Raw genomic sequence first — 17,721 nt, 5'->3', positions numbered from 1 at the left:
GTCTTGACCCGGCCTGCCGTACAAGATGATCAACGCGCGGTTCGGCGCCTGCGGATGCCGTAGAACAGCCAGCCCGCGCCGCCGAGCACGGCCGCGCCGATCACCAGCGCGCCGATCGCGTAGCCCGTGGCGGGCTCAGCGGCGGTGTCCCGCACCGGGTCGGCGGCCGGAGCGGCGGGTACGGCAGGCGCCTTCGCCTGCTCCACCTTCGGCTGTGCGGGCAGCGGGTCCACCAGCGTGCCCACGGGCGTGGCCTTGCCGCGCACCGCGAAGCCCCAGTCGAGCAGCTGCTCGACCTCCTCCCAGAAGTAGCCCTCGTGCCGCATGATCGTCACGATGATCGTGTGCCCGTCACGCTTGGCCGCGCCGACGAAGCTGCCGAGCGCCTTGGAGGTCCAGCCGTTCTTGACGCCGACCATGCCCTTGTAGCGCCACAGCAGCTTGTTGTGGTTGCCGATCTCGTAGTAGCCCTTGGGCGCGGGGAAGCGCGAGGTCTTGAGGCTGACGTACCTGCGGAACTCCGGGTTGGCCAGCCCCGCGCGGGCGATCAGCGCCAGGTCGTAGGCCGAGCTGCTCTGACCGGGTTTGTCCAGGCCGCTGGGTGTCTTGGCCACCGTGTCGTTGGCCTGCAGGCGCTTGGCCTCGGCGTTCATGTCGGCGAGGGTCGCGCCGAGCCCGCCGTTCGCCTCGGCCAGCGCCATCGCCGCGTCGTTGCCCGAGGTGAGCATGAGCGCCTTGAACAGGTCGTCGACCTTGTAGATGGGCTTGGTCGACAGGCCGACCGCGCTGCCCTCCTGGTTGACGGCCGTTCTACTGGGCTTGACCTTGAGGTTCCTGTCGAGCTTGGGGATGAGCGCGAGCGCGGTGAGCGTCTTGAGCGTGCTCGCGGGCAGGAACCGGCCGTGGGCGTTCTTGGCGGCGAGCACCTTGCCGGTCTCGGCGTCGGCGATGACGAAGGAGGTGGCCTTCGTCTTCGGCGGCGTCTTCACGCCCTTGGGCGCGACCAGCCCCTTGCTCGCGAGCCTGTCGCCGCCCAGCGCGCCTTCGGCGGCCGGTGGTTCGGCCGATTGGGCCGGTACGGCCGAGGCAGGGCGGACGGCCGGCGGTACGGCCAAGGCAGGGCCGGCGGTCAGGGCGACCGCGGCGAGAAGTGCCACGACCGGCACCAGTTTCGTCCCCATAGCGACCTCAGCGTAGCTTCGTGACATAGCGCATGACGCGTCACTACCCGCCGAGCAGCAGAGAGATGGGCATGTCACGAAAGATCGCCGGATTCCTGATCATCATTGGCGCGTTCATGGTGTTCGAGTGGATCAACCTTGGTTTCAACCTCGCTGATGGGCATCCGACCAGCTTCTACGTGGTCCACGGCATACTCATCGCGGTGAACGTGGTCCTGGGCGTCGTGCTCGCCGTGATCGGCTGGCGCGGTTTCAGGCGCCCCGCCGGTCACAAGGGTTGATAAGGGAACGACTCGGGCACATACCCTGACGCCCCCCGGCGGCACGACGAGGGGGCGTGAGATGGGCCAGGCCGAAGAGTTCATGGACAAGGCGTTCGCCGACTTCGTGGGGGCGAACGCGGTCTTCATGGCGGCGATCGGCGACCGTCTGGGGTTGTTCAAGGACCTGGCGAACCGCGGGCCCGCCTCCGCCGCCGAGCTGGCCGGCCGTACCGGCCTGGTCGAGCGCTACGTGCGGGAGTGGCTGGTGGGGATGGCCGCCGCCGGCTACCTGACCAGCGACGACGGCGAACGCTACGCCCTGCCCGCCCACCACGTCCCCGTGCTCGCCGAAGAGGCGGGCACGATGTTCCTGGGCAACGCGTTCTTCACCTACTCCACCGTCTTCGGCGACACCTTCCACGAGCTGCTGAAGGCCTTCCGCTCCGGGGGCGGCGTCTCGCAGGAGCTGTACGGGCCCGAGTCGGCCGAGTCCATCGACCGGTTCACCGCGCCGTGGTTCGAGCACCAGCTCATCCCCGTCTGGCTGCCGCTCATGCCCGAGGTGCAGGCCAAGCTGGAGGCGGGCGCGCGGGTCTGCGACGTCGGCTGCGGGCGCGGTCGCGCGCTGCTCAAGCTCGCGCAGGCCTTCCCGCGCTGCGAGCTGGTCGGCATCGACCTGTACGAGCCGTCGATCGAGGCCGCGGCCGAGCAGGCCCGCGCGGCGGGGGTGGGCGACCGCCTGCGGTTCGAGCTGCACGACGCGGCCGAGGGCCTGCCTGGCAGCTTCGACGTGATCACCACGTTCGACGTGCTGCACGACTCGGTCGATCCCGTCGGGCTGCTGACCGCCATCCACGACAGCCTCGCGCCGGACGGCAGGTACATCTGCGTCGAGATCAACTGCGCCGACCGCGTCCAGGACAACGCCGGTCCCATCGGGACCGTCCTGTACGGCCTCAGCCTGGCCTACTGCCTGCCGGTCTCGCTGGCCGAAGGCGGCCTGGGCCTGGGCACCTGCGGCCTGCCGGAGAGCCGGTTGCGCGAGATGGCGCTCGGGATCGACTTCGCGCAGGTCAGGCGGCTACCGCTCGACGACCCGTTCAACAACGTCTACGAGCTCAGCCGCACAGCGCCCTCCGGGTGATCCGGTGCAGCTCCTCCGCTTCCTCCGGTGAGTCGCCGATGGTGGTGAAGCCCAGCTTGCCGTGCTCCGGGACGGCGCCGAGCAGGTGCAACACGTTTCCGGTACGTCGCCGCCCGTCGAAGCCGAGCCCGAGCCGCTCGACCGTCCGCACCACCTGGCCCGGCGTACGGCCGCGCAGGCAGCCTGCCGAGCAGTTGTCGGTGGCGGTGTAGTACTTCGGCCGGCCCCCGCTCATCAGCAACCCCGTCGCGGGGTCGTAGACGGCGTCCGTGGTGAGCAGCGCCGCCCCGAACGGGTGGGTGGTGCCGCCGATGCGCAGGTTCACCTCGCACAGCAGCGCCGCGTAGCCCGCGTCGGTCTTCATCGCGAAGAAGTCCATGCCGAACAGGCCGACCACGCCGCGCTCCGCCAACAGCTTGGCGATCTTCGTGGCGGAGGCGGCGACCTCCTGCCGGTACTCGGGCCTGGCGGGGAACGTGCAGCCCTGGTAGACGGGACCGTCGAGCACCTGGTCGTGGGTGGCGACGACGTCGTAATGGCCGCCGGGGGTGATCCTGGCCAGCGCGCTGGGGCAGTAGAGCGGACGGTGCTCGATGAACTCCTCGACCACCCCGCCCCGCTCGGCGAGCTTGGCCGCGAAGCCCGTCCAGGTCTCGTCCGCGCCCGCGGAGAACTCGGTGCGGGTCCAGTCGCCCTTGCGCACGATGGCGTTGCCGAGGCCGGAGTAGCCGTCGTTCAGCTTGACCATGACGCGCTCGCCGGGCAGCGACAGCACGGCGTCCTCGATCTGCGCCATCGTGTAGAGGTCGCCGAAGCCGCGCGCCATCGGGACGCCCGCCTCCGCGCCGATGGTGCGCGATCCGCTCTTGGAGCCGTAGTGGGCCAGCGACATGGCCGGTCCGTAGATGGGGACGTTGAGTGACGCGGCGAGCTGCTCCTCCAGGTCGCTCATCACGAACGGCACCAGCCAGGCGTCGTCCCCGATGACGCTCCGTACCCGGTCGATCACCTCGGGTCGGTCGAGCAGGGTCCTGGTCAGGGGCTGGCTGTCGGGATCGTTCACGGTGATCAGGTGCAGCCGCCTGGCCGCGTCGTCCGGATCGGGAAGGAAGCCGAAGTAGTAGTCGACGATCTCCTGGTCGATCGGCATCGAGGAGAGGTAGACCACCGAGATCCCCGGCTCGCGCAGGGTCAGCAGGAGGAAGAGCAGGCGCTCCTCGTAACACCTTGCTGCCTTGATGCGGCGGAGCTCGTCCTGCGGCAGGGAGAGCGAGGGCACGACCACCAGGGTCCCCTCGCTCGGCTCGAAGATGCTCAACCGTGCATGCTTCCCCCCGAACGGGATATTAGTGATCATATTGCGAGTGAAACACGCATTCTTCTCATTGGCATGCATCGCCGCAGTATGATCACCAGGACGGAAGGTGACAGGATTTGGAACACGGCCAACGTTTGGCGGTGGCCACAACGGGTGACAATTTACTGATCCGATGTGACTATTTCCGGACCACGTAAGCTCTCACACACTGTGACGACCTGCGGTTACGGGCATGCCCCGACCCAACTTTTGGTGTAGTTGTCCGCGAGAAGGTCGGCAGTGGAGATAAAGTCGATGGCATCGCCATCGGGCTTACGGCCAACCCCGCTCATCGCTCGGGTGTGTGGCATTCGTTTCACCGGGCAGCTTCCCCAATCGGGCGGCTGAATCGCGTGATCGCAGGAGGAAACGGCGCAATCGGCCGTGCGACGGCGTTGTCGCACGTGACAGGACGGTGACTGATGCAGGGACGTGAGCTGCGGGGAGAACTCGACGCGTTCCTGGCGGAGAACGAGCGGGATCTGGTGGCCTTCCGGCGAGACCTGCACATGCACCCAGAGATCGCCTTCGCCGAGTACCGCACGACCCAGAAGATCGCCGATCGGCTCACCGCCGCGGGTCTCAACCCGTCCGTGCTCCCGCGAGGCTCAGGTCTGATCTGCGAGGTCGGCAGCGGCGACGGTCCCACCATCGCGCTGCGCGCCGACATCGACGCGCTCGCCCTGCCGGACGAGAAGGACGTGCCGTACCGGTCCACCGTCCCTGGCGTCTGCCACGCCTGCGGCCACGACGTGCACACCACCATCCTGCTCGGCACCTCCCTCTTCCTGGCCCGCCAGGCCGCCGAAGGCCTGCTGCCCGGGCGGGTGCGCCTGCTGTTCCAGCCCGCCGAGGAGCTGCCGGGCGGCGCGCTCGAGATCATGGCCCACGGCGGCATCAGCGGCGTCGAGCGCATCTTCGGCCTCCACTGCGACCCCCGCGTCGACGTCGGCCAGGTCGGCCTCAAGGCCGGCCCCATCACCTCCGCCTGCGACAAGCTCGCCATCCGCGTCAGCGGCCCCGGCGGCCACACCGCCAGGCCCCACCTGACCGCCGACCTCGTCTTCGCCCTCGCCAAGATTCTCACCGAGCTGCCCGCCGCGCTCTCCCGCAGGGTCGACCCCCGCTCGTCGCTGTCGCTGGTGTGGGGGCGCGTCGAGGCGGGCTCGGCCGCCAACGCCATCCCCGACGACGGCATCGCGGAGGGCACCGTCCGCTGCCTCGACGAGGGGGCCTGGCACGCCGCCCCCGACCTCATCAAGGCGCTGCTGGAGTCGGTCGCGGGCGCCTACGGCGTCGAGGCGACCATGGACTACACGCGCGGCGTCCCGCCGGTCGTCAACGACGAGGACAGCGTCCAGATGCTCGCCGAGGCGGCCGAGCGGGCGCTCGGGCCCGGCGCCGTCGTCTCCACCCAGCAGTCGCTGGGCGGGGAGGATTTCGCGTGGTACCTGGAGTCGATCCCCGGCGCGTTCGCCAGACTCGGCACACGCTCGCCCGGCGGGCTCGACTACGACATCCACCAGGGCACCTTCGACGTCGACGAGAGCGCGATCGGCAGCGGGGTGCGCTTCATGGCGGCCACGGCGCTGACAGCTCTCTGGGACGGTCACCGTCCCGGCCAGGTGGCCGAGCAGACGGTCGTCGAGCTCATCTGAACGGCCTTCAACGGCATGGGCCTTCGCCCGGGCGCGCTGCGCGCGGGTGAGCTCGGGCTCCTCTGACGGTGGAGCCGAGCTCCCCCGAGCCCCCTCGCTGGTGGCCTTCCGGCCCCCAGACCCCCGGTCGTCACGCACGTGACCAGCGGACACGCCGTGGAGCATCGCCGAGTGAGCTACCCGGATCGCCTGCGATGACCGCATGACCAACTGTTTGCCGGCGCGAGATCTGGCGTCCGAGTTCATCTCATCGCCCTGGCGCGCTTCGCGTGTGGGACCAGAGGTCACATCGCCGCGGTGGCATCCCCCATGCGGTAGGTGCCGTCGTCGAACGAGGCGGTCAACTCCAGGCGTCCGCCGATCGCCTCGATATAGCGAGCGAGCACCTCAACGGAGGCGACCTCGCCACGCTCGATCTGGGAGACGCGCATCTTGGTGACCCCCATCCTCTCGGCGACGTCGGATTGGGTGAGCCCCGCGTTCTTGCGCCGCTCGGACAGGTGCCAGGCGTGCACGTAGGCATCGATCATGCGCCGGGTCTCGGACAGCGCCGCTTCGCCTCCCGCGCGCTGAACGTGCTTGTCGCGAATGTCCGACCACTTCTTGAAGGTGGTCATTGTCTCTCCTCCTCGGCGCGTACGGTCAGGTAGCTCTGGTACAGCTCTTCGGCGTGCCTGATCGCTTTGTCGTACCAGCGATCTGGGGCTGCGGGTTGCTCGCGGACCTTGTCTCCGGCGACAAGCAGGATGGCGCTACGCCACGGATCGAAGACAAACAAGATACGCAGCGCGCTGGCGCCAGTGGAGCGAGGTCGTAGCTCCTTGAGGTTCACGATAGCCGAGCCGTCGATCTTTCCGACGTGGGGCCTACCGAGACCTGGACCGGATTCTTCCAGCATGTTGATGTACTCGATGGCGAGCCGGTAGGCGGGCGTGTCGGCGTAGGCCAGCTCGTCGAGCCAGTCATCGACCTCGTCGGTGAGTCGGATCTCATACGGCACATTCTGAGTATAGGGTAGCCTTTACATGGGCGCACCGTAAAGCCCACTCGATCACGCTCTGCCCCATGCGCGGCGCCTCGGAAGGCGACCGGTGCGAAGGCCTTCGCCCGGCCGCGCTGCGCGCAGTGTGGCTCGGACTCCGCTGACGAGGGAGCGAGTTCCCCCGCGCCCCCTCGCTGGTGGCCTTCCGGCCCCCAGACCCCCGGTCGTCAGGCACGTGACCAGTGGACACGCCCTGGAGCATTGCCCGTGCAAGCTCCCTCGTCAAGGAGTGCAAGCCCTCAGCGTCAAGCTGCTGGGGCCCGCGGCGTCAGGCGGATCTCGGCATCGGCGTCCAAGGCCCGAGCCAGACGCACCAGGTCCGGCAGTGGGGAATGGTCCCACCTGCCTCGAGTCGGGCCACGGCAGACTGAGTCATGCCAGCCCTAAGAGCCAGGTCGTTCTGGGACCATCCGCGGCCCTCTCACAACGCTCGGACTGCCTTCCCCAGCTCGTAGGCGAAACGCGCCGCTTCGTAGGCTTCGGCCGCGCCCGGCTCGGACATCCGGTGATCTTTGAGCTCTTGCCAGCTGTCCCGCTTGCTCATTCCCCTCCTTCTTCCTCGTCGACGGAGTGTGCCAGCGCGACACAGCGCCGCATTGCTCGCCGAGCCCGCTCAACCTCTCGATCATCCCGCCTTCTCGCCTTGTAGAACACGGTGAGCGGCATGATCCGTAGCCGGAACCTTGGCCGATATTCAGGCCAGAGCGGCATCATGGACCTATGGAGATCATTCCCATCAGCGAAGCGAAGGACTGGCTGACCGAGCTTGCCGACAGGGCCGCTCGCGAGCATGATCGCTTTACGCTCACCCGGAACGGTCGGCCGCATGCCGTCATCGTTTCCGTGGCGGAATGGGAGTCTCTGCAGGAGACGTTGGAGATCCTTGCCGATCCGGAAATGCGTGCAGACCTGGTCGAAGCCGCAGCCGCCGAAGCGCGAAGCGATGTGACCACTGAGGAGGAGATGTCCGCCATCATGGCGGCCCGCCTCGGCAAGGCAAGCGGGTGACCGACCGCTACACCATTCTCCGCTCACCTCCGGTCTCCCCCAGTCCGTGGCGGCGGTTAGCCGCGCGGCCAGGGGCCGGGAACCGTTCGACCGGGAGGCGCGTCCTGCGGGGGCGGCGCTGTGCTGGATCGGGTCACCAGGTGGGCCGGGACGAGGTCGGTGCCGGGCTCGCTGGCCTGGCCTTCGCGGATCTGGCGCAGCACGCGTTGCACGCACCGGCGGCCGACCTCGGCGAAGTCCTGGTGGACGGTGGTCAGCGGGGGCACGAAGTGGGCCGAGTCGGGGATGTCGTCGAAGCCGACCACGCTGATCTGGCCAGGCACGGACCTGCCCCGCTCGTGGAAGGCGCGCAGCAGCCCGAGGGCCATCTGGTCGTTCGAGGCGAACACGGCTGTGCAGTCGGGCTCGTCGGCGAGGGCGAGCCCCGCCGCGTAACCGGAGTCGGCGGACCAGTCGCCGTGCAGAGGCGGGGGCACCGGGCGTCCGGCTTCCTCAAGGGCGGCCCGCCAGGCCTCGGTGCGGCGTTGGCCGGCGTAGGACGACTGCGGGCCGGTGACGTGCCAGACGGTCCGGTGGCCGAGGCCGAGCAGGTGGTGAACGGCTCGCCGGGCGCCGTCGGCCTGGTCGGTGTCGACGACGCTGTAGCGGTCTCCGGCGTCGGAGTCGACGACCACGACGTGTACGCCGGGGGGCAGGGCCACCGTACCCGCGTCCAGCAGATGGATCTCCATGATGACGATGACCGCGTCGACGGCGAGCTCACCCATCCGGGTGAAGGCGCCGAGCACGTTGTCCTGTGTCGGGACGTCGATGGGGATCAGCGTGGTCGCGTACCCCTCGGCGGCGGCGTGGGTGGCGATGGCTTCGACGGTCCGGCTGTTGCCGGTGGAGGCCAGGCTGAAGAGGATCACGCCGATGGTGTTGAACTGCCCGTACCGCAGGGCGCGTGCCGCGCTGTTGGGCCGGTAGCCGAGCTCGCGCATGGCGGCGAGCACGTGCTCGCGGGTGGAGCCGATGACGCCGGGGTGTCCGTTCGCGACCCGAGACACGGTCTGCGAGGAGACGCCTGCCAGCTTGGCGACGTCGGCCATGGAGACGCGCTGTTTGCGCCGTCCGCCGGGGATGCCTGACCCGCCGCGCTGCGCGCCTCCCTTGGGGGCGGCGTCCGGCTGTTCCTGAGTCTCCAGGGCCATCCCTTCTCACTTCCGTCCGTCAGCGCGTCACCGCGATGGAAACCTTGACGATCCGTGTGCGCGATGCCACCATACCGCACACCAAGTTTACGTAAACATTCCCACCCGCCCCCTTCGCGGCCGACGCCTTCGCCTGAAATGTTTACGTAAACAGCGAGTCGACGAGGAGAAGCACATGAGCGGTCGGAGACCGGCAGCCTGGCGGCGGCGGTCATGGACGGGCTGGCGGTTCGTCGGCCCGTTCATGGCGGTGTTCGCCCTCGTCTTCCTCGCTCCGATCGCGTACTCGGTCTACCTGAGCCTCTTCCGCACCCGGCTCATCGGCGGCACGTCCTTCGTCGGCCTGGACAACTACGTGAAGGCGCTGAGCGACGAGCAGTTCTGGTCGGCCTTCGGCCGGGTCGCGCTCTTCCTGGTCGTGCAGGTACCGATCATGCTGCTGCTGGCGCTGCTCCTGGCGCTCGCGATCGACAGCGGCCGGTTGTACGGCTCGAGCTTCTTCCGGATCTCCGTCTTCCTGCCCTACGCGGTGCCCGCGGTCGTCGCCGCGCTGATGTGGGGTTTCATGTACGGCACACGGTTCGGCCTCGTCGGCAACATCAACGAGACGTTCGGAATCACGCTGCCCGAGCCGCTGGCGCCCGACTGGATCCTCGCCTCCATCGGCAACATCGTGACCTGGGAGTTCGTCGGCTACAACATGCTCATCCTCTACTCCGCGCTCCGGGTGGTGAACCCGTCCCTGTACGAGGCCGCCACGATCGACGGCGCTGGCCAGGTGCGGATCGTCTGGGCGATCAAGCTGCCCGCGCTGCGCGGCGCGCTGCTGATCGCGACGATCTTCTCCATCATCGGCAGCTTCCAGCTGTTCAACGAGCCGGCCATCCTCAAGAGCCTGGCGCCGAACGCGATCACGACGTTCTTCACGCCCAACCTCTACGCCTACTCGCTGTCCTTCGCGGGCCAGCAGTTCGACTACTCGGCCACCGTCGCCATCGTCATGGGCGTGATCACCATGATCATCGCCTACGTCGTCCAGCTGCGCGGTATGCGGAAGGGAGCCTGACCATGGCGGTCACCACGCCCACGACGTCCCGTCAGGCCAAGCCGCTCGTGATCCGGCATCGCCGCCAGGCCCGGCGCAGGCGGCGCAGCGCCACACTGACCGCGCTGACCGCGATCATGCTGGTCTACACGCTGCTCCCGCTGGCCTGGCTGCTGATCAACGCCACCAAGACGCAGGAAGGGCTGTTCAACTCCTTCGGCCTGTGGTTCGCCGACGACTTCGCGCTCTTCGGCAACATCGCCGACACCTTCACCTACGACGGCGGCATCTTCACCCGCTGGCTGCTCAACACCGTGCTGTACGTGGTCGTCGGCGCGGGTGGTGCCACCCTGCTCGCCACGGTCGCGGGTTACGGGCTGGCCAAGTACGACTTCCCCGGCAAGAAGGCCGTCTTCGCGGTCGTGATCGGCGCGGTCGCGGTGCCCGGCACGGCGCTGGCCGTCCCGACCTTCCTGATGTTCTCCAACCTGGGCCTGACCAACACCCCGTGGGCGATCATCATCCCGTCGCTGATCACGCCGTTCGGGCTCTACCTCATGTGGACGTACGCCGCCGACGCCGTACCCCTTGAGATCCTCGAATCGGCGCGGGTCGACGGGGCGGGGGAGTTCCGCACCTTCTTCCGCATCAGTCTCCCGCTGCTGGCGCCCGGAATCGTCACCGTCCTGCTCTTCTCCGTGGTCGCGACGTGGAACAACTACTTCCTGCCGCTGATCATGCTGAAGGACCCCGACTGGTATCCGCTCACGCTGGGCCTCGACAGCTGGAACGACCAGGCGTCCACCGCGGGCGGCGAGGCGATCTTCAACCTCGTGATCACCGGTTCCCTGCTCACCATCGTCCCGCTGATCGTGGCTTTCCTGCTGCTCCAGCGGTACTGGCAGTCGGGCCTGGCCGCCGGAAGCGTGAAGGAATGACCGGCCGGGGCCGCCCCAACCCTCCCCAGATAGACCCACGAAAGGGAAGTCCCATGACGATAACCCGTCGCAGCGCCTTGCTGCTGGGCGCGGCACTGTCTGTCTCGCTCGTCACCACGGCCTGCGGCTCGTCCGGCGGCGAGAGCGGCGCCGGCGCCACCGCCGCCCAGAGCGCGGCGGTTTCGGACGCCGACCTCCAGGCCGCCCTGGACGCCGGTGGCAGCATCACGGTCTGGGCGTGGGAGCCGACGCTGAAGCAGGTGGTCGGCGACTTCCAGGCCAAGTACCCGAAGGTGAAGGTCAACCTGGTCAACGCCGGAACCGGCAACGACCAGTACACCGCGCTGCAGAACGCGATCAAGGCCGGGTCTGGCGTTCCCGACGTCGCGCAGATCGAGTACTACGCGCTGCCGCAGTTCACGCTCGGCAAGTCCGTCACCGACCTGGCGGCCTATGGCGCCGGCAAGCTCGACGCGACCTTCACCCCAGGCCCGTGGAACGCGGTCCGTTCCGGCAGCGGCATCTACGGCCTCCCGATGGACTCAGGGCCGATGGCGTTGTTCTACAACAAGGACGTCTTCGACAAGCACAAGATCGCGGTCCCGACCACCTGGGAGGAGTACATCGCGGCGGCCAAGAAGCTGCACGAGGCGGACCCGAAGGCGTACATCACCAACGACACCGGTGAGGCCGGGTTCACCACCAGCATGATCTGGCAGGCGGGCGGCAAGCCGTACCAGGTCGACGGGACCAAGGTCGGCGTCGACTTCGCCGCCGACCCCGGGACCCAGAAGTTCACCGCCGCCTGGCAGCAGCTCGTCAGCGGCAAGCTGGTCGCGCCGATCAGCTCGTGGAGCGACGCCTGGTACAAGGGCCTCGGCGACGGCACCATCGCGACGCTCGTGATCGGCGCCTGGATGCCCGCCAACCTCGAGTCGGGCGTCAAGGCGGGGGCCGGCAAGTGGCGGGTCGCCCCGATGCCGCAGTGGGAGAGCGGCGGCAAGGCCACCGCCGAGAACGGTGGCAGCTCGCTGGCCATCCCCGAGGCCGGCGCCAACAAGAAGCTCGCGTACGCCTTCGCCAAGTACGCGAATGTGGACGAGGGCGTGCAGACGCGCGTGGACGGCGGCGCTTTCCCTGCCACCACAGCCCAGCTCAACGCCCCGGCCTTCACCGGCAAGGAGTTCCCGTACTTCGGCGGCCAGAAGGTGAACGAGGTGCTGGCCGAGTCGGCGAGCCAGGTCGTCAGCGGTTGGTCCTACCTGCCCTACCAGGTGTACGCCAACAGCGTCTTCAACGACACCGTCGGCAAGGCGTACGTGGACGGATCCGTCACCCTGCAGGACGGCCTGAAGGCCTGGCAGGACGCGTCGGTCAAGTACGGCCAGGAGCAGGGCTTCAGCATCGGGTAGACCCGACGAGAAAGGCCGGTCACGCGCTCGCGTGACCGGCCTTTGGCAGGTCAGGAGGCGTGCGGGCGGCGCAGGACGCAGACCTGGCGGGGGCCCAGGGTACGGCCCGCGGCGAGGGAGGGGGCCCGGATGACCTCGCCCGCGACGTCGCCGACCTCGACGGTGTGGTCGGTGCGGTTGATCAGGAACCAGTACGCGGCGTCGTCGCCGGTGCGGATCGCCAGCTCGACCACCCCGCCGACGGCGGCCGGAAGCTCGGGCCGTACCCCGCTGGTGGCCAGGAACTGCTCCAGCACCGGCGCCAGCCCGTCGGGCCCGAGCCGCGTCGAGACGTACGACGCCGAGCCGCCGCCGACCAGGCAGGTCGTGATCGCGGGACGGCCCGCGTGGTCGCCGGAGGTGTAGCTGGAGACGACCTTGACGTCGGGGCCGACGACGTCGATCCGGTCGGTCCACAGCGTGCCGGTCACGCCGAGGTCGAGGCCGACCCGGTCGTCGTCCAGCAGCGGGCCGAACTCCTCGATCCTGATGCCGAGCAGGTCGCGCAGCGCGCCCGGGTAGCCGCCGAGCCACACGTGGTCGTGCTCGTCGACGATGCCGGAGAAGTACGTGGTGACCAGGTGGCCGCCGTCCGCCACGTACGCGTCGAGACGGTCGGCGAGCGCCCGCGGGACGACGTGCAGGATCGGGGCGACGAGCAGGTCGTAGCCGGCGAACGAGTCCGTCGCGCTGATGACGTCCACCCGTACGCCCGCCTGGAGGAACGCCGAGTACCAGTCGAGCGCCTCCTGCCGGTACCGCAGCCGGGACGTGGGATGGGAGTCCAGCTCGCCTGCCCACCACGAGTCCCAGTCGAAGACGATCGCGGCCTGGGCCCGGCAACGGCGGGCGCCCGCGACCGGGGCGAGCGCCTCCAGAGTCGCGCCGAGGTCGGCGACCGAGCGGAAGACCTCGCTGTCGGTGCCCGCGTGCGGGACCATCGCCGAGTGGTACTTCTCGGCTCCACCCGCCGACTGCCGCCACTGGAAGAAGCAGACCGCGTCCGCCCCGTACGCGACGTGGGTCAGCGAGTCGCGCGCGAGGCCGCCGGGCCGCTTGGCCAGGTTGACGGGCTGCCAGTTGACCGCGCTCGTCGAGCTCTCCATCAGGAACCAGGGGGCGCCCCCGGCCAGCGAACCGGTGAGGTTGGCCGAGAACGACAGCTCGTCCTGCGCCTGAGGGCCGGTCAGCAGGTAGTGGTCGTTGGAGACGAAGTCGAGCTCGGGCACCCAGTCGGCGTAGTTCATGCCCTTGGTCTCGCCCATGACCATGAAGTTGGTGGTGACCGGGATGGCGGGCGTCAGCTCGCGCAGCAGATCGCGCTCGGCCCGCAGGTGGTCCTTGAGCGCGTCGGAGGAGAAGCGCTTGAAGTCGAGCTGCTGTGTCGGGTTGGGGTAGGAGGCCGCGAGCCGGGGCGGCAGGATCTCGTCCCAGTCGCCGTAGCCCTGGGACCAGAAGGCGGTGGCCCACGCCCGGTTCAGCTCCTGCAGCGTGCCGTACCTGTCGCGCAGCCAGGCGCGGAAGGCTCGGGCGGCGTCGTCGGAGTAGTCGTGGACGTTGTGGCAGCCGAGCTCGTTGGAGACGTGCCAGGCGGCCAGGGCGGGGTGTGTTCCGTACCGTTCGGCCATCGCGCGGACCAGGCGCAGCGCGTGCTCGCGGAAGACCCGCGAGGTCGGCCGCCAGTGCTGGCGGGCGCCAGGCCACAGCGTGCGGCCGTCATGGTCGACGGGCAGGATCTCGGGGTGCTTCGTGGTCAGCCATGGCGGCGGGGACGCGGTCGCGGTGGCCAGGTCGACGGCGATGCCGTGAGCGTGCAGCAGGTCCATGACCTCGTCCAGCCAGTCGAAGGTCCACACGTCCTCGTACGGCTGAAGCCGCGCCCAGGAGAAGATCGCCAGCGAGACGATGTTCACTCCGGCCTGGCGCATGGCGCGCACGTCCTCCTGCCACACCTCCCGAGGCCACTGCTCCGGGTTGTAGTCCGCGCCGAAGGCCAGTCGCCTCTCCGAGCCTTCCGACGGCCACCGAAGCCAGCGACCACCGTGATCAACAGTCAAAGCCACTCCTAGAACCCGCACTGATGGTTACGTAAACATAGGCTAGAGCCCTGGAGTGGTTACGTAAACATGTCCGGAGTGGTACGGCGAGCGCCTCAGCGAGGCGCTCGCCGTACGGGAGGCTAGGAGATCCGGCCGAACACGACCGGCAGTTCCAGCGACGAGACCCCCGGTGAGAGCTCCACCTTGGTCCCCGCCGGGTACCGCAGCGTGAAGTCGTAGTCCGTGGACGTCAGCACGAGCCCGATCTTGTGTCCCTTCTTGAAGAGGTAGTCCTGCGGCTGGAAGTCCCAGCGGAACGTGTACGCCTTGCCCGGCCTGATCGGGTCGGTCCGGTCCGCGCCGTGACGGTTGCGCACGTCCAGCCATCCCCTGGACACGATCTTGTAGGGCTCCGCGGCGGTCCCGTGCTGGTAGATGGACGTGCAGCCGCTCTCGTTCGTCCCCGGCACCGCCTCGCCGTAGCAGTACCGCTGGCCGGTGTTCACCAGCCGCCCGTTGGCCCTGGTGTCGGTGCCGTAGTCGACGAGCAGCGCGGTCAGGTACGGCGACGCCCCGTCCCTGAACGACGCCCGCACCGAGATCTTGGGCGTGCCGGAGATCCTGACGTCGGTCCGCAGCGGGCCGGTCAGGTAGGCGAGCCTGTTGGGGTCGGCGGCGGGGGCGGTCTCGACGAGCTGCTCGGCCGTGCGCGTGTTCTGGTCGACGTAGGACTCACGTCCGGACAGCGGGCGCGGCAGCAGGCCGAGCTTGGCGGAGGAGCCCAGCCACAGCCGGACGGGAAGCGCGCCGGGCAGCGGCCAGGCGGCGTGCTGTCCCCACTGGCCAGGACCGATCTCGACGTCGGCCTGCGGTTCGCTCATGATGCCGGTGTCGATGCCGTAGAGCCAGTGGTCGAACCACAGGTGGAGCTGCCGCAGCCACTCGACGGTCCTGACGTTGAACGGGTCGGCGTGCGCGCCCTGGTGCAGCCAGATCTTGCGGGGGACGTGCCGCTTGGCCAGCGCCTCCCACCACTGCGCGGCCTGCTTGGTCTTGACGTTCCAGTCGTTGAGCCCGTGGACGAGGAAGACGCTCGCCTTGACCTTGTCGACGTTGACGAGGAAGTCGCGGGCGGCCCAGAAGTCGCTGTAGTCGCCGGTGATCCTGTCCTGGGCGGCGGTGAACTCGTCCATCACGGGGGCGCAGATCTCCTTGCCCGCCCTGGTGAGTACGGCCTTGGCCATGACGTCGGCGTCCTCGCCCTGGTAGCCGCCGGGCGCGATGACGCCGCCATTGGCGCGGTAGTAGTCGTACCAGGAGGAGATGGCCGCGATCGGGACGATCGTCTTGAGCCCCTCGACGCCGGTGGCGGCGACCTGGTTGGGGAGGGTGCCGTTGTAGGAGACGCCGATCATGCCGACGTTGCCCGTGGACCAGGAGGCGGTGACGGGGTTTCCGGCCGCATCGAAGCCCTTGGCTCTGCCGTTCAGCCAGTCGATGACGGCCTTGGGCCCCGCGCTCTCCTGGGCGTCGCCGGTGGTGGGGCAGCCGGTGGACCTGCCGCTGCCGAGGCTCTCGACCCTGGCGACGGCGTAGCCGCGGGGGACGAAGTAGTTGTCGTAGTAGCCGGGGAAGGTCTCGACCGCGGCCTTGGTCTCGGCGGCGCGGAAACCGGGCAGCGGGTTGCCGTTCTCGTCGACGTCGACCTTGTGGTTGGGGATGCTGCCGTCGATGCCCGCGTAGTAGGGGCTGGACTCCATGATGATCGGGACCTTGAGTCCCGCGTCGGTCTCCTTCGGACGCAGGAAGTCGGCCGCCACCCTGTCGTTCTGTCCGTCGCGGTCGCTGTCGACGCCTTCGACCTCGACGAAGACCGTCTGCTTGACGGCGTCGGCGCGAGAGTAGATGGGCTGGGTAGGCCCTGTTTCGGATAAGGCGGGGCTCGCGCCCGCCGCCGCGATCAGCACGGCGGTCAGCGGGACCGCGATCGTCCTTCGGGTGCGCATGGGGGGTGCTCCAGGTGGTATGTGAAATTTCTAGCCATCCAACGAAATCTCCGGCTTGACGGCAAGATCTTGACTTATGGCAAAGTTGGGGGGAGGCCGCACAAGCCGCAGGTCAGATGCGCGAGCCCGCTCTCAGGTCACAGACGCGACTGATGTCGATAACGGAGCGGTTGCGGACCTGTGTGCCGGTTTGGACTGTCATGGCCGAACAACTATCTTCCGTGCAGGGTTGCCGTGCGTTTCTTCGCGCGTGCGATGAAAGTCAGCCGGCGGGGAAATGGAAGGAGTCGCCTTGCTCAGCAAGCGATTCGGCAGGATTGCGGTCGGCACCGTCGCTGGTGCCATGCTCATGGCGGCCGCGGCGTGTGGTGGTGGCGGGAGCACGGGCGCGACCAGCTCCGCCGCTCCGAGCGCGGGCGCGGCCAGCGAGCCCGCCAAGGCCAGCGGCCTGAAGGTCGGTCTCGCCTTCGACGTCGGCGGCCGCGGTGACAAGTCCTTCAACGACGCCGCCTACGCGGGCCTCGAGCAGGCTCAGAAGGAGCTCGGCGCGGAGATCAAGGAGCTGAGCCCCGCCGCCGACGGCTCCAACCGTGGTGAGCTGCTGCGCCAGCTGGCCGAGGCGGGCTACAACCCGATCATCGGCGTCGGCTTCGCCTACGGCGAGGACATCAAGAAGGCGGCTCAGGAGTACACCGACATCGAGTTCGCGGTCGTCGACTCCGCCTCCAACGCCCCGAACGTGACGGGTCTGCTGTTCGCCGAGGAGCAGGGCTCCTACCTGGCGGGCGTGGCCGCCGCGCTGAAGAGCAAGTCGGGCCACGTCGGCTTCGTCGGCGGCGTCGAGAACGACCTGATCAAGAAGTTCGAGGCGGGCTTCGCCGCCGGTGTCAAGGCCACCAAGCCCGAGACCAAGGTCGACGTGAAGTACCTCACCCCCGACGGTGACTTCAGCGGCTTCAAGGCCCCGGACAAGGGCAAGATCGCCGCCGAGAAGATGTACCAGGACGGCGCGGACATCGTCTACCACGCCTCCGGCGACTCGGGCACCGGCGTCTTCCAGGCCGCCGCCGAGGCCAAGAAGCTGGCCATCGGCGTCGACTCCGACCAGCGGCTGACCGTCAAGGACGCCGCGCTGCAGCCGGTCATCATGACCTCGATGATCAAGCGCGTCGATGTCGGCGTGTTCCAGTTCATCAAGGCGTTCCAGGGTGGCGCCAAGGGCGGCAAGAACGACACCTACGACCTGAAGGTCGACGGTGTGGGCCTGTCCACCACCGGTGGCGAGATCGACGACATCAAGGACCAGGTCGAGGCCGCCAAGAAGAAGATCGTGGACGGCGAAATCACCGTTCCGAGCAAGCCGTAATCTGGGTAGACACCCAAGAGGCCATGGAAG

The 17,721-nt window shown here is 68.6% G+C and carries 17 protein-coding genes; 8 read left to right on the top strand and 9 right to left on the bottom strand.

Features of this window, described 5'->3' with window-relative positions:
• Positions 1-29: 29 nt before the first annotated feature.
• Positions 30-1,181 carry a D-alanyl-D-alanine carboxypeptidase family protein gene (locus tag ACFXJ8_RS01185; RefSeq protein WP_379641773.1) on the bottom strand — a complete coding sequence of 384 codons (1,152 nt, stop codon included), beginning with the start codon at positions 1,179-1,181 and terminating at the stop codon, positions 30-32.
• Positions 1,182-1,252: 71 nt separating this feature from the next.
• Between ACFXJ8_RS01185 and ACFXJ8_RS01180 the strand changes: the two genes are divergently transcribed.
• A complete protein-coding gene (locus ACFXJ8_RS01180) occupies positions 1,253-1,462 on the top strand; it encodes an SCO4848 family membrane protein (RefSeq protein ID WP_379641772.1) in 210 nt (69 codons plus the stop codon).
• Positions 1,463-1,523: 61 nt separating this feature from the next.
• Positions 1,524-2,588: a class I SAM-dependent methyltransferase gene (locus tag ACFXJ8_RS01175; RefSeq protein WP_379641771.1), complete on the top strand. Its 1,065-nt coding sequence runs from the start codon at positions 1,524-1,526 to the stop codon at positions 2,586-2,588.
• Here ACFXJ8_RS01175 and ACFXJ8_RS01170 read toward each other — a convergent pair.
• Positions 2,563-3,906: a peptide ligase PGM1-related protein gene (locus ACFXJ8_RS01170; RefSeq protein WP_379641770.1), complete on the bottom strand. Its 1,344-nt coding sequence runs from the start codon at positions 3,904-3,906 to the stop codon at positions 2,563-2,565. The two genes, ACFXJ8_RS01175 and ACFXJ8_RS01170, sit on opposite strands and share 26 nt — an antisense overlap.
• Before the next feature lie 461 nt (positions 3,907-4,367).
• On the opposite strand from ACFXJ8_RS01170, the gene ACFXJ8_RS01165 reads away from it, so the two are divergent.
• Complete coding sequence (locus tag ACFXJ8_RS01165) at positions 4,368-5,603, top strand: amidohydrolase (RefSeq protein ID WP_379641769.1); 1,236 nt, start codon at positions 4,368-4,370, stop codon at positions 5,601-5,603.
• A gap of 284 nt (positions 5,604-5,887) precedes the next feature.
• Here ACFXJ8_RS01165 and ACFXJ8_RS01160 read toward each other — a convergent pair whose 3' ends face one another.
• From ACFXJ8_RS01160 to ACFXJ8_RS01145, 4 genes are all read right to left on the bottom strand, one after another.
• Complete coding sequence (locus ACFXJ8_RS01160; RefSeq protein ID WP_379641768.1) at positions 5,888-6,220, bottom strand: helix-turn-helix domain-containing protein; 333 nt, start codon at positions 6,218-6,220, stop codon at positions 5,888-5,890.
• Positions 6,217-6,603, bottom strand: a complete 387-nt coding sequence (locus ACFXJ8_RS01155) for a type II toxin-antitoxin system RelE/ParE family toxin (protein ID WP_379641767.1) — start codon at positions 6,601-6,603, stop codon at positions 6,217-6,219. The genes ACFXJ8_RS01160 and ACFXJ8_RS01155 overlap by 4 nt, the downstream gene beginning before the upstream one ends.
• A gap of 310 nt (positions 6,604-6,913) precedes the next feature.
• Positions 6,914-7,021, bottom strand: a complete 108-nt coding sequence (locus ACFXJ8_RS01150; RefSeq protein WP_379641766.1) for a hypothetical protein — start codon at positions 7,019-7,021, stop codon at positions 6,914-6,916.
• A 45-nt stretch (positions 7,022-7,066) separates the two neighbouring features.
• Entirely contained in the window at positions 7,067-7,189 is a 123-nt protein-coding gene (locus ACFXJ8_RS01145; protein ID WP_379641765.1) for a hypothetical protein, read from the bottom strand.
• Between the two features lie 176 nt (positions 7,190-7,365).
• On the opposite strand from ACFXJ8_RS01145, the gene ACFXJ8_RS01140 reads away from it, so the two are divergent.
• Positions 7,366-7,653 carry a type II toxin-antitoxin system Phd/YefM family antitoxin gene (locus ACFXJ8_RS01140; RefSeq protein WP_379641764.1) on the top strand — a complete coding sequence of 96 codons (288 nt, stop codon included), beginning with the start codon at positions 7,366-7,368 and terminating at the stop codon, positions 7,651-7,653.
• A gap of 56 nt (positions 7,654-7,709) precedes the next feature.
• On the opposite strand, the gene ACFXJ8_RS01135 is transcribed toward ACFXJ8_RS01140, so the two are convergent.
• The gene (locus ACFXJ8_RS01135; protein WP_379641763.1) at positions 7,710-8,846 is read right to left on the bottom strand and encodes a LacI family DNA-binding transcriptional regulator; all 1,137 of its coding nucleotides are present in this window, start codon (positions 8,844-8,846) and stop codon (positions 7,710-7,712) included.
• Between the two features lie 175 nt (positions 8,847-9,021).
• On the opposite strand from ACFXJ8_RS01135, the gene ACFXJ8_RS01130 reads away from it, so the two are divergent.
• Genes ACFXJ8_RS01130 through ACFXJ8_RS01120 form a run of 3 tightly spaced genes read left to right on the top strand, consistent with a single transcriptional unit; the run spans position 9,022 to position 12,241 of the window.
• The gene (locus ACFXJ8_RS01130; RefSeq protein WP_379641762.1) at positions 9,022-9,912 is read left to right on the top strand and encodes a carbohydrate ABC transporter permease; all 891 of its coding nucleotides are present in this window, start codon (positions 9,022-9,024) and stop codon (positions 9,910-9,912) included.
• Positions 9,913-9,914: 2 nt separating this feature from the next.
• Positions 9,915-10,829, top strand: a complete 915-nt coding sequence (locus ACFXJ8_RS01125; protein ID WP_379641761.1) for a carbohydrate ABC transporter permease — start codon at positions 9,915-9,917, stop codon at positions 10,827-10,829.
• A 53-nt stretch (positions 10,830-10,882) separates the two neighbouring features.
• Positions 10,883-12,241, top strand: coding sequence for an ABC transporter substrate-binding protein (locus ACFXJ8_RS01120; RefSeq protein WP_379641760.1), 1,359 nt, complete (start codon positions 10,883-10,885; stop codon positions 12,239-12,241).
• A 50-nt stretch (positions 12,242-12,291) separates the two neighbouring features.
• Here ACFXJ8_RS01120 and ACFXJ8_RS01115 read toward each other — a convergent pair whose 3' ends face one another.
• Both ACFXJ8_RS01115 and ACFXJ8_RS01110 read right to left on the bottom strand, forming a co-directional pair.
• Complete coding sequence (locus ACFXJ8_RS01115) at positions 12,292-14,337, bottom strand: beta-galactosidase (RefSeq protein ID WP_379641759.1); 2,046 nt, start codon at positions 14,335-14,337, stop codon at positions 12,292-12,294.
• 122 nt (positions 14,338-14,459) lie between these two features.
• Positions 14,460-16,325 carry a Xaa-Pro dipeptidyl-peptidase gene (locus ACFXJ8_RS01110; RefSeq protein ID WP_379641758.1) on the bottom strand — a complete coding sequence of 622 codons (1,866 nt, stop codon included), beginning with the start codon at positions 16,323-16,325 and terminating at the stop codon, positions 14,460-14,462.
• Between the two features lie 292 nt (positions 16,326-16,617).
• Between ACFXJ8_RS01110 and ACFXJ8_RS01105 the strand changes: the two genes are divergently transcribed.
• Positions 16,618-17,691, top strand: a complete 1,074-nt coding sequence (locus ACFXJ8_RS01105) for a BMP family protein (protein ID WP_379641757.1) — start codon at positions 16,618-16,620, stop codon at positions 17,689-17,691.
• The last annotated feature ends 30 nt before the right edge of the window (positions 17,692-17,721 follow it).

It is taken from the genome of Nonomuraea sp. NPDC059194 (genome assembly GCF_042754765.1).
Classification (GTDB): domain Bacteria; phylum Actinomycetota; class Actinomycetes; order Streptosporangiales; family Streptosporangiaceae; genus Nonomuraea.
The sequence above is the reverse complement of the archived record's forward strand: the minus strand, read 5'-3'. Positions and strand labels throughout refer to the sequence as shown.

Excerpts from the sequence above, each read along its gene's own strand:
- ACFXJ8_RS01185 (WP_379641773.1), bottom strand. The coding sequence starts at position 1,181 with ATGGGGACGAAACTGGTGCCGGTCGTGGCACTTCTCGCCGCGGTCGCC.
- ACFXJ8_RS01175 (WP_379641771.1), top strand. The coding sequence starts at position 1,524 with ATGGGCCAGGCCGAAGAGTTCATGGACAAGGCGTTCGCCGACTTCGTG.
- ACFXJ8_RS01135 (WP_379641763.1), bottom strand. The coding sequence starts at position 8,846 with ATGGCCCTGGAGACTCAGGAACAGCCGGACGCCGCCCCCAAGGGAGGC.
- ACFXJ8_RS01130 (WP_379641762.1), top strand. The coding sequence starts at position 9,022 with ATGAGCGGTCGGAGACCGGCAGCCTGGCGGCGGCGGTCATGGACGGGC.
- ACFXJ8_RS01160 (WP_379641768.1), bottom strand. The coding sequence starts at position 6,220 with ATGACCACCTTCAAGAAGTGGTCGGACATTCGCGACAAGCACGTTCAG.
- ACFXJ8_RS01110 (WP_379641758.1), bottom strand. The coding sequence starts at position 16,325 with ATGCGCACCCGAAGGACGATCGCGGTCCCGCTGACCGCCGTGCTGATC.
- ACFXJ8_RS01140 (WP_379641764.1), top strand. The coding sequence starts at position 7,366 with ATGGAGATCATTCCCATCAGCGAAGCGAAGGACTGGCTGACCGAGCTT.
- ACFXJ8_RS01150 (WP_379641766.1), bottom strand. The coding sequence starts at position 7,021 with ATGACTCAGTCTGCCGTGGCCCGACTCGAGGCAGGTGGGACCATTCCC.
- ACFXJ8_RS01120 (WP_379641760.1), top strand. The coding sequence starts at position 10,883 with ATGACGATAACCCGTCGCAGCGCCTTGCTGCTGGGCGCGGCACTGTCT.
- ACFXJ8_RS01180 (WP_379641772.1), top strand. The coding sequence starts at position 1,253 with ATGTCACGAAAGATCGCCGGATTCCTGATCATCATTGGCGCGTTCATG.
- ACFXJ8_RS01145 (WP_379641765.1), bottom strand. The coding sequence starts at position 7,189 with ATGAGCAAGCGGGACAGCTGGCAAGAGCTCAAAGATCACCGGATGTCC.
- ACFXJ8_RS01165 (WP_379641769.1), top strand. The coding sequence starts at position 4,368 with ATGCAGGGACGTGAGCTGCGGGGAGAACTCGACGCGTTCCTGGCGGAG.
- ACFXJ8_RS01125 (WP_379641761.1), top strand. The coding sequence starts at position 9,915 with ATGGCGGTCACCACGCCCACGACGTCCCGTCAGGCCAAGCCGCTCGTG.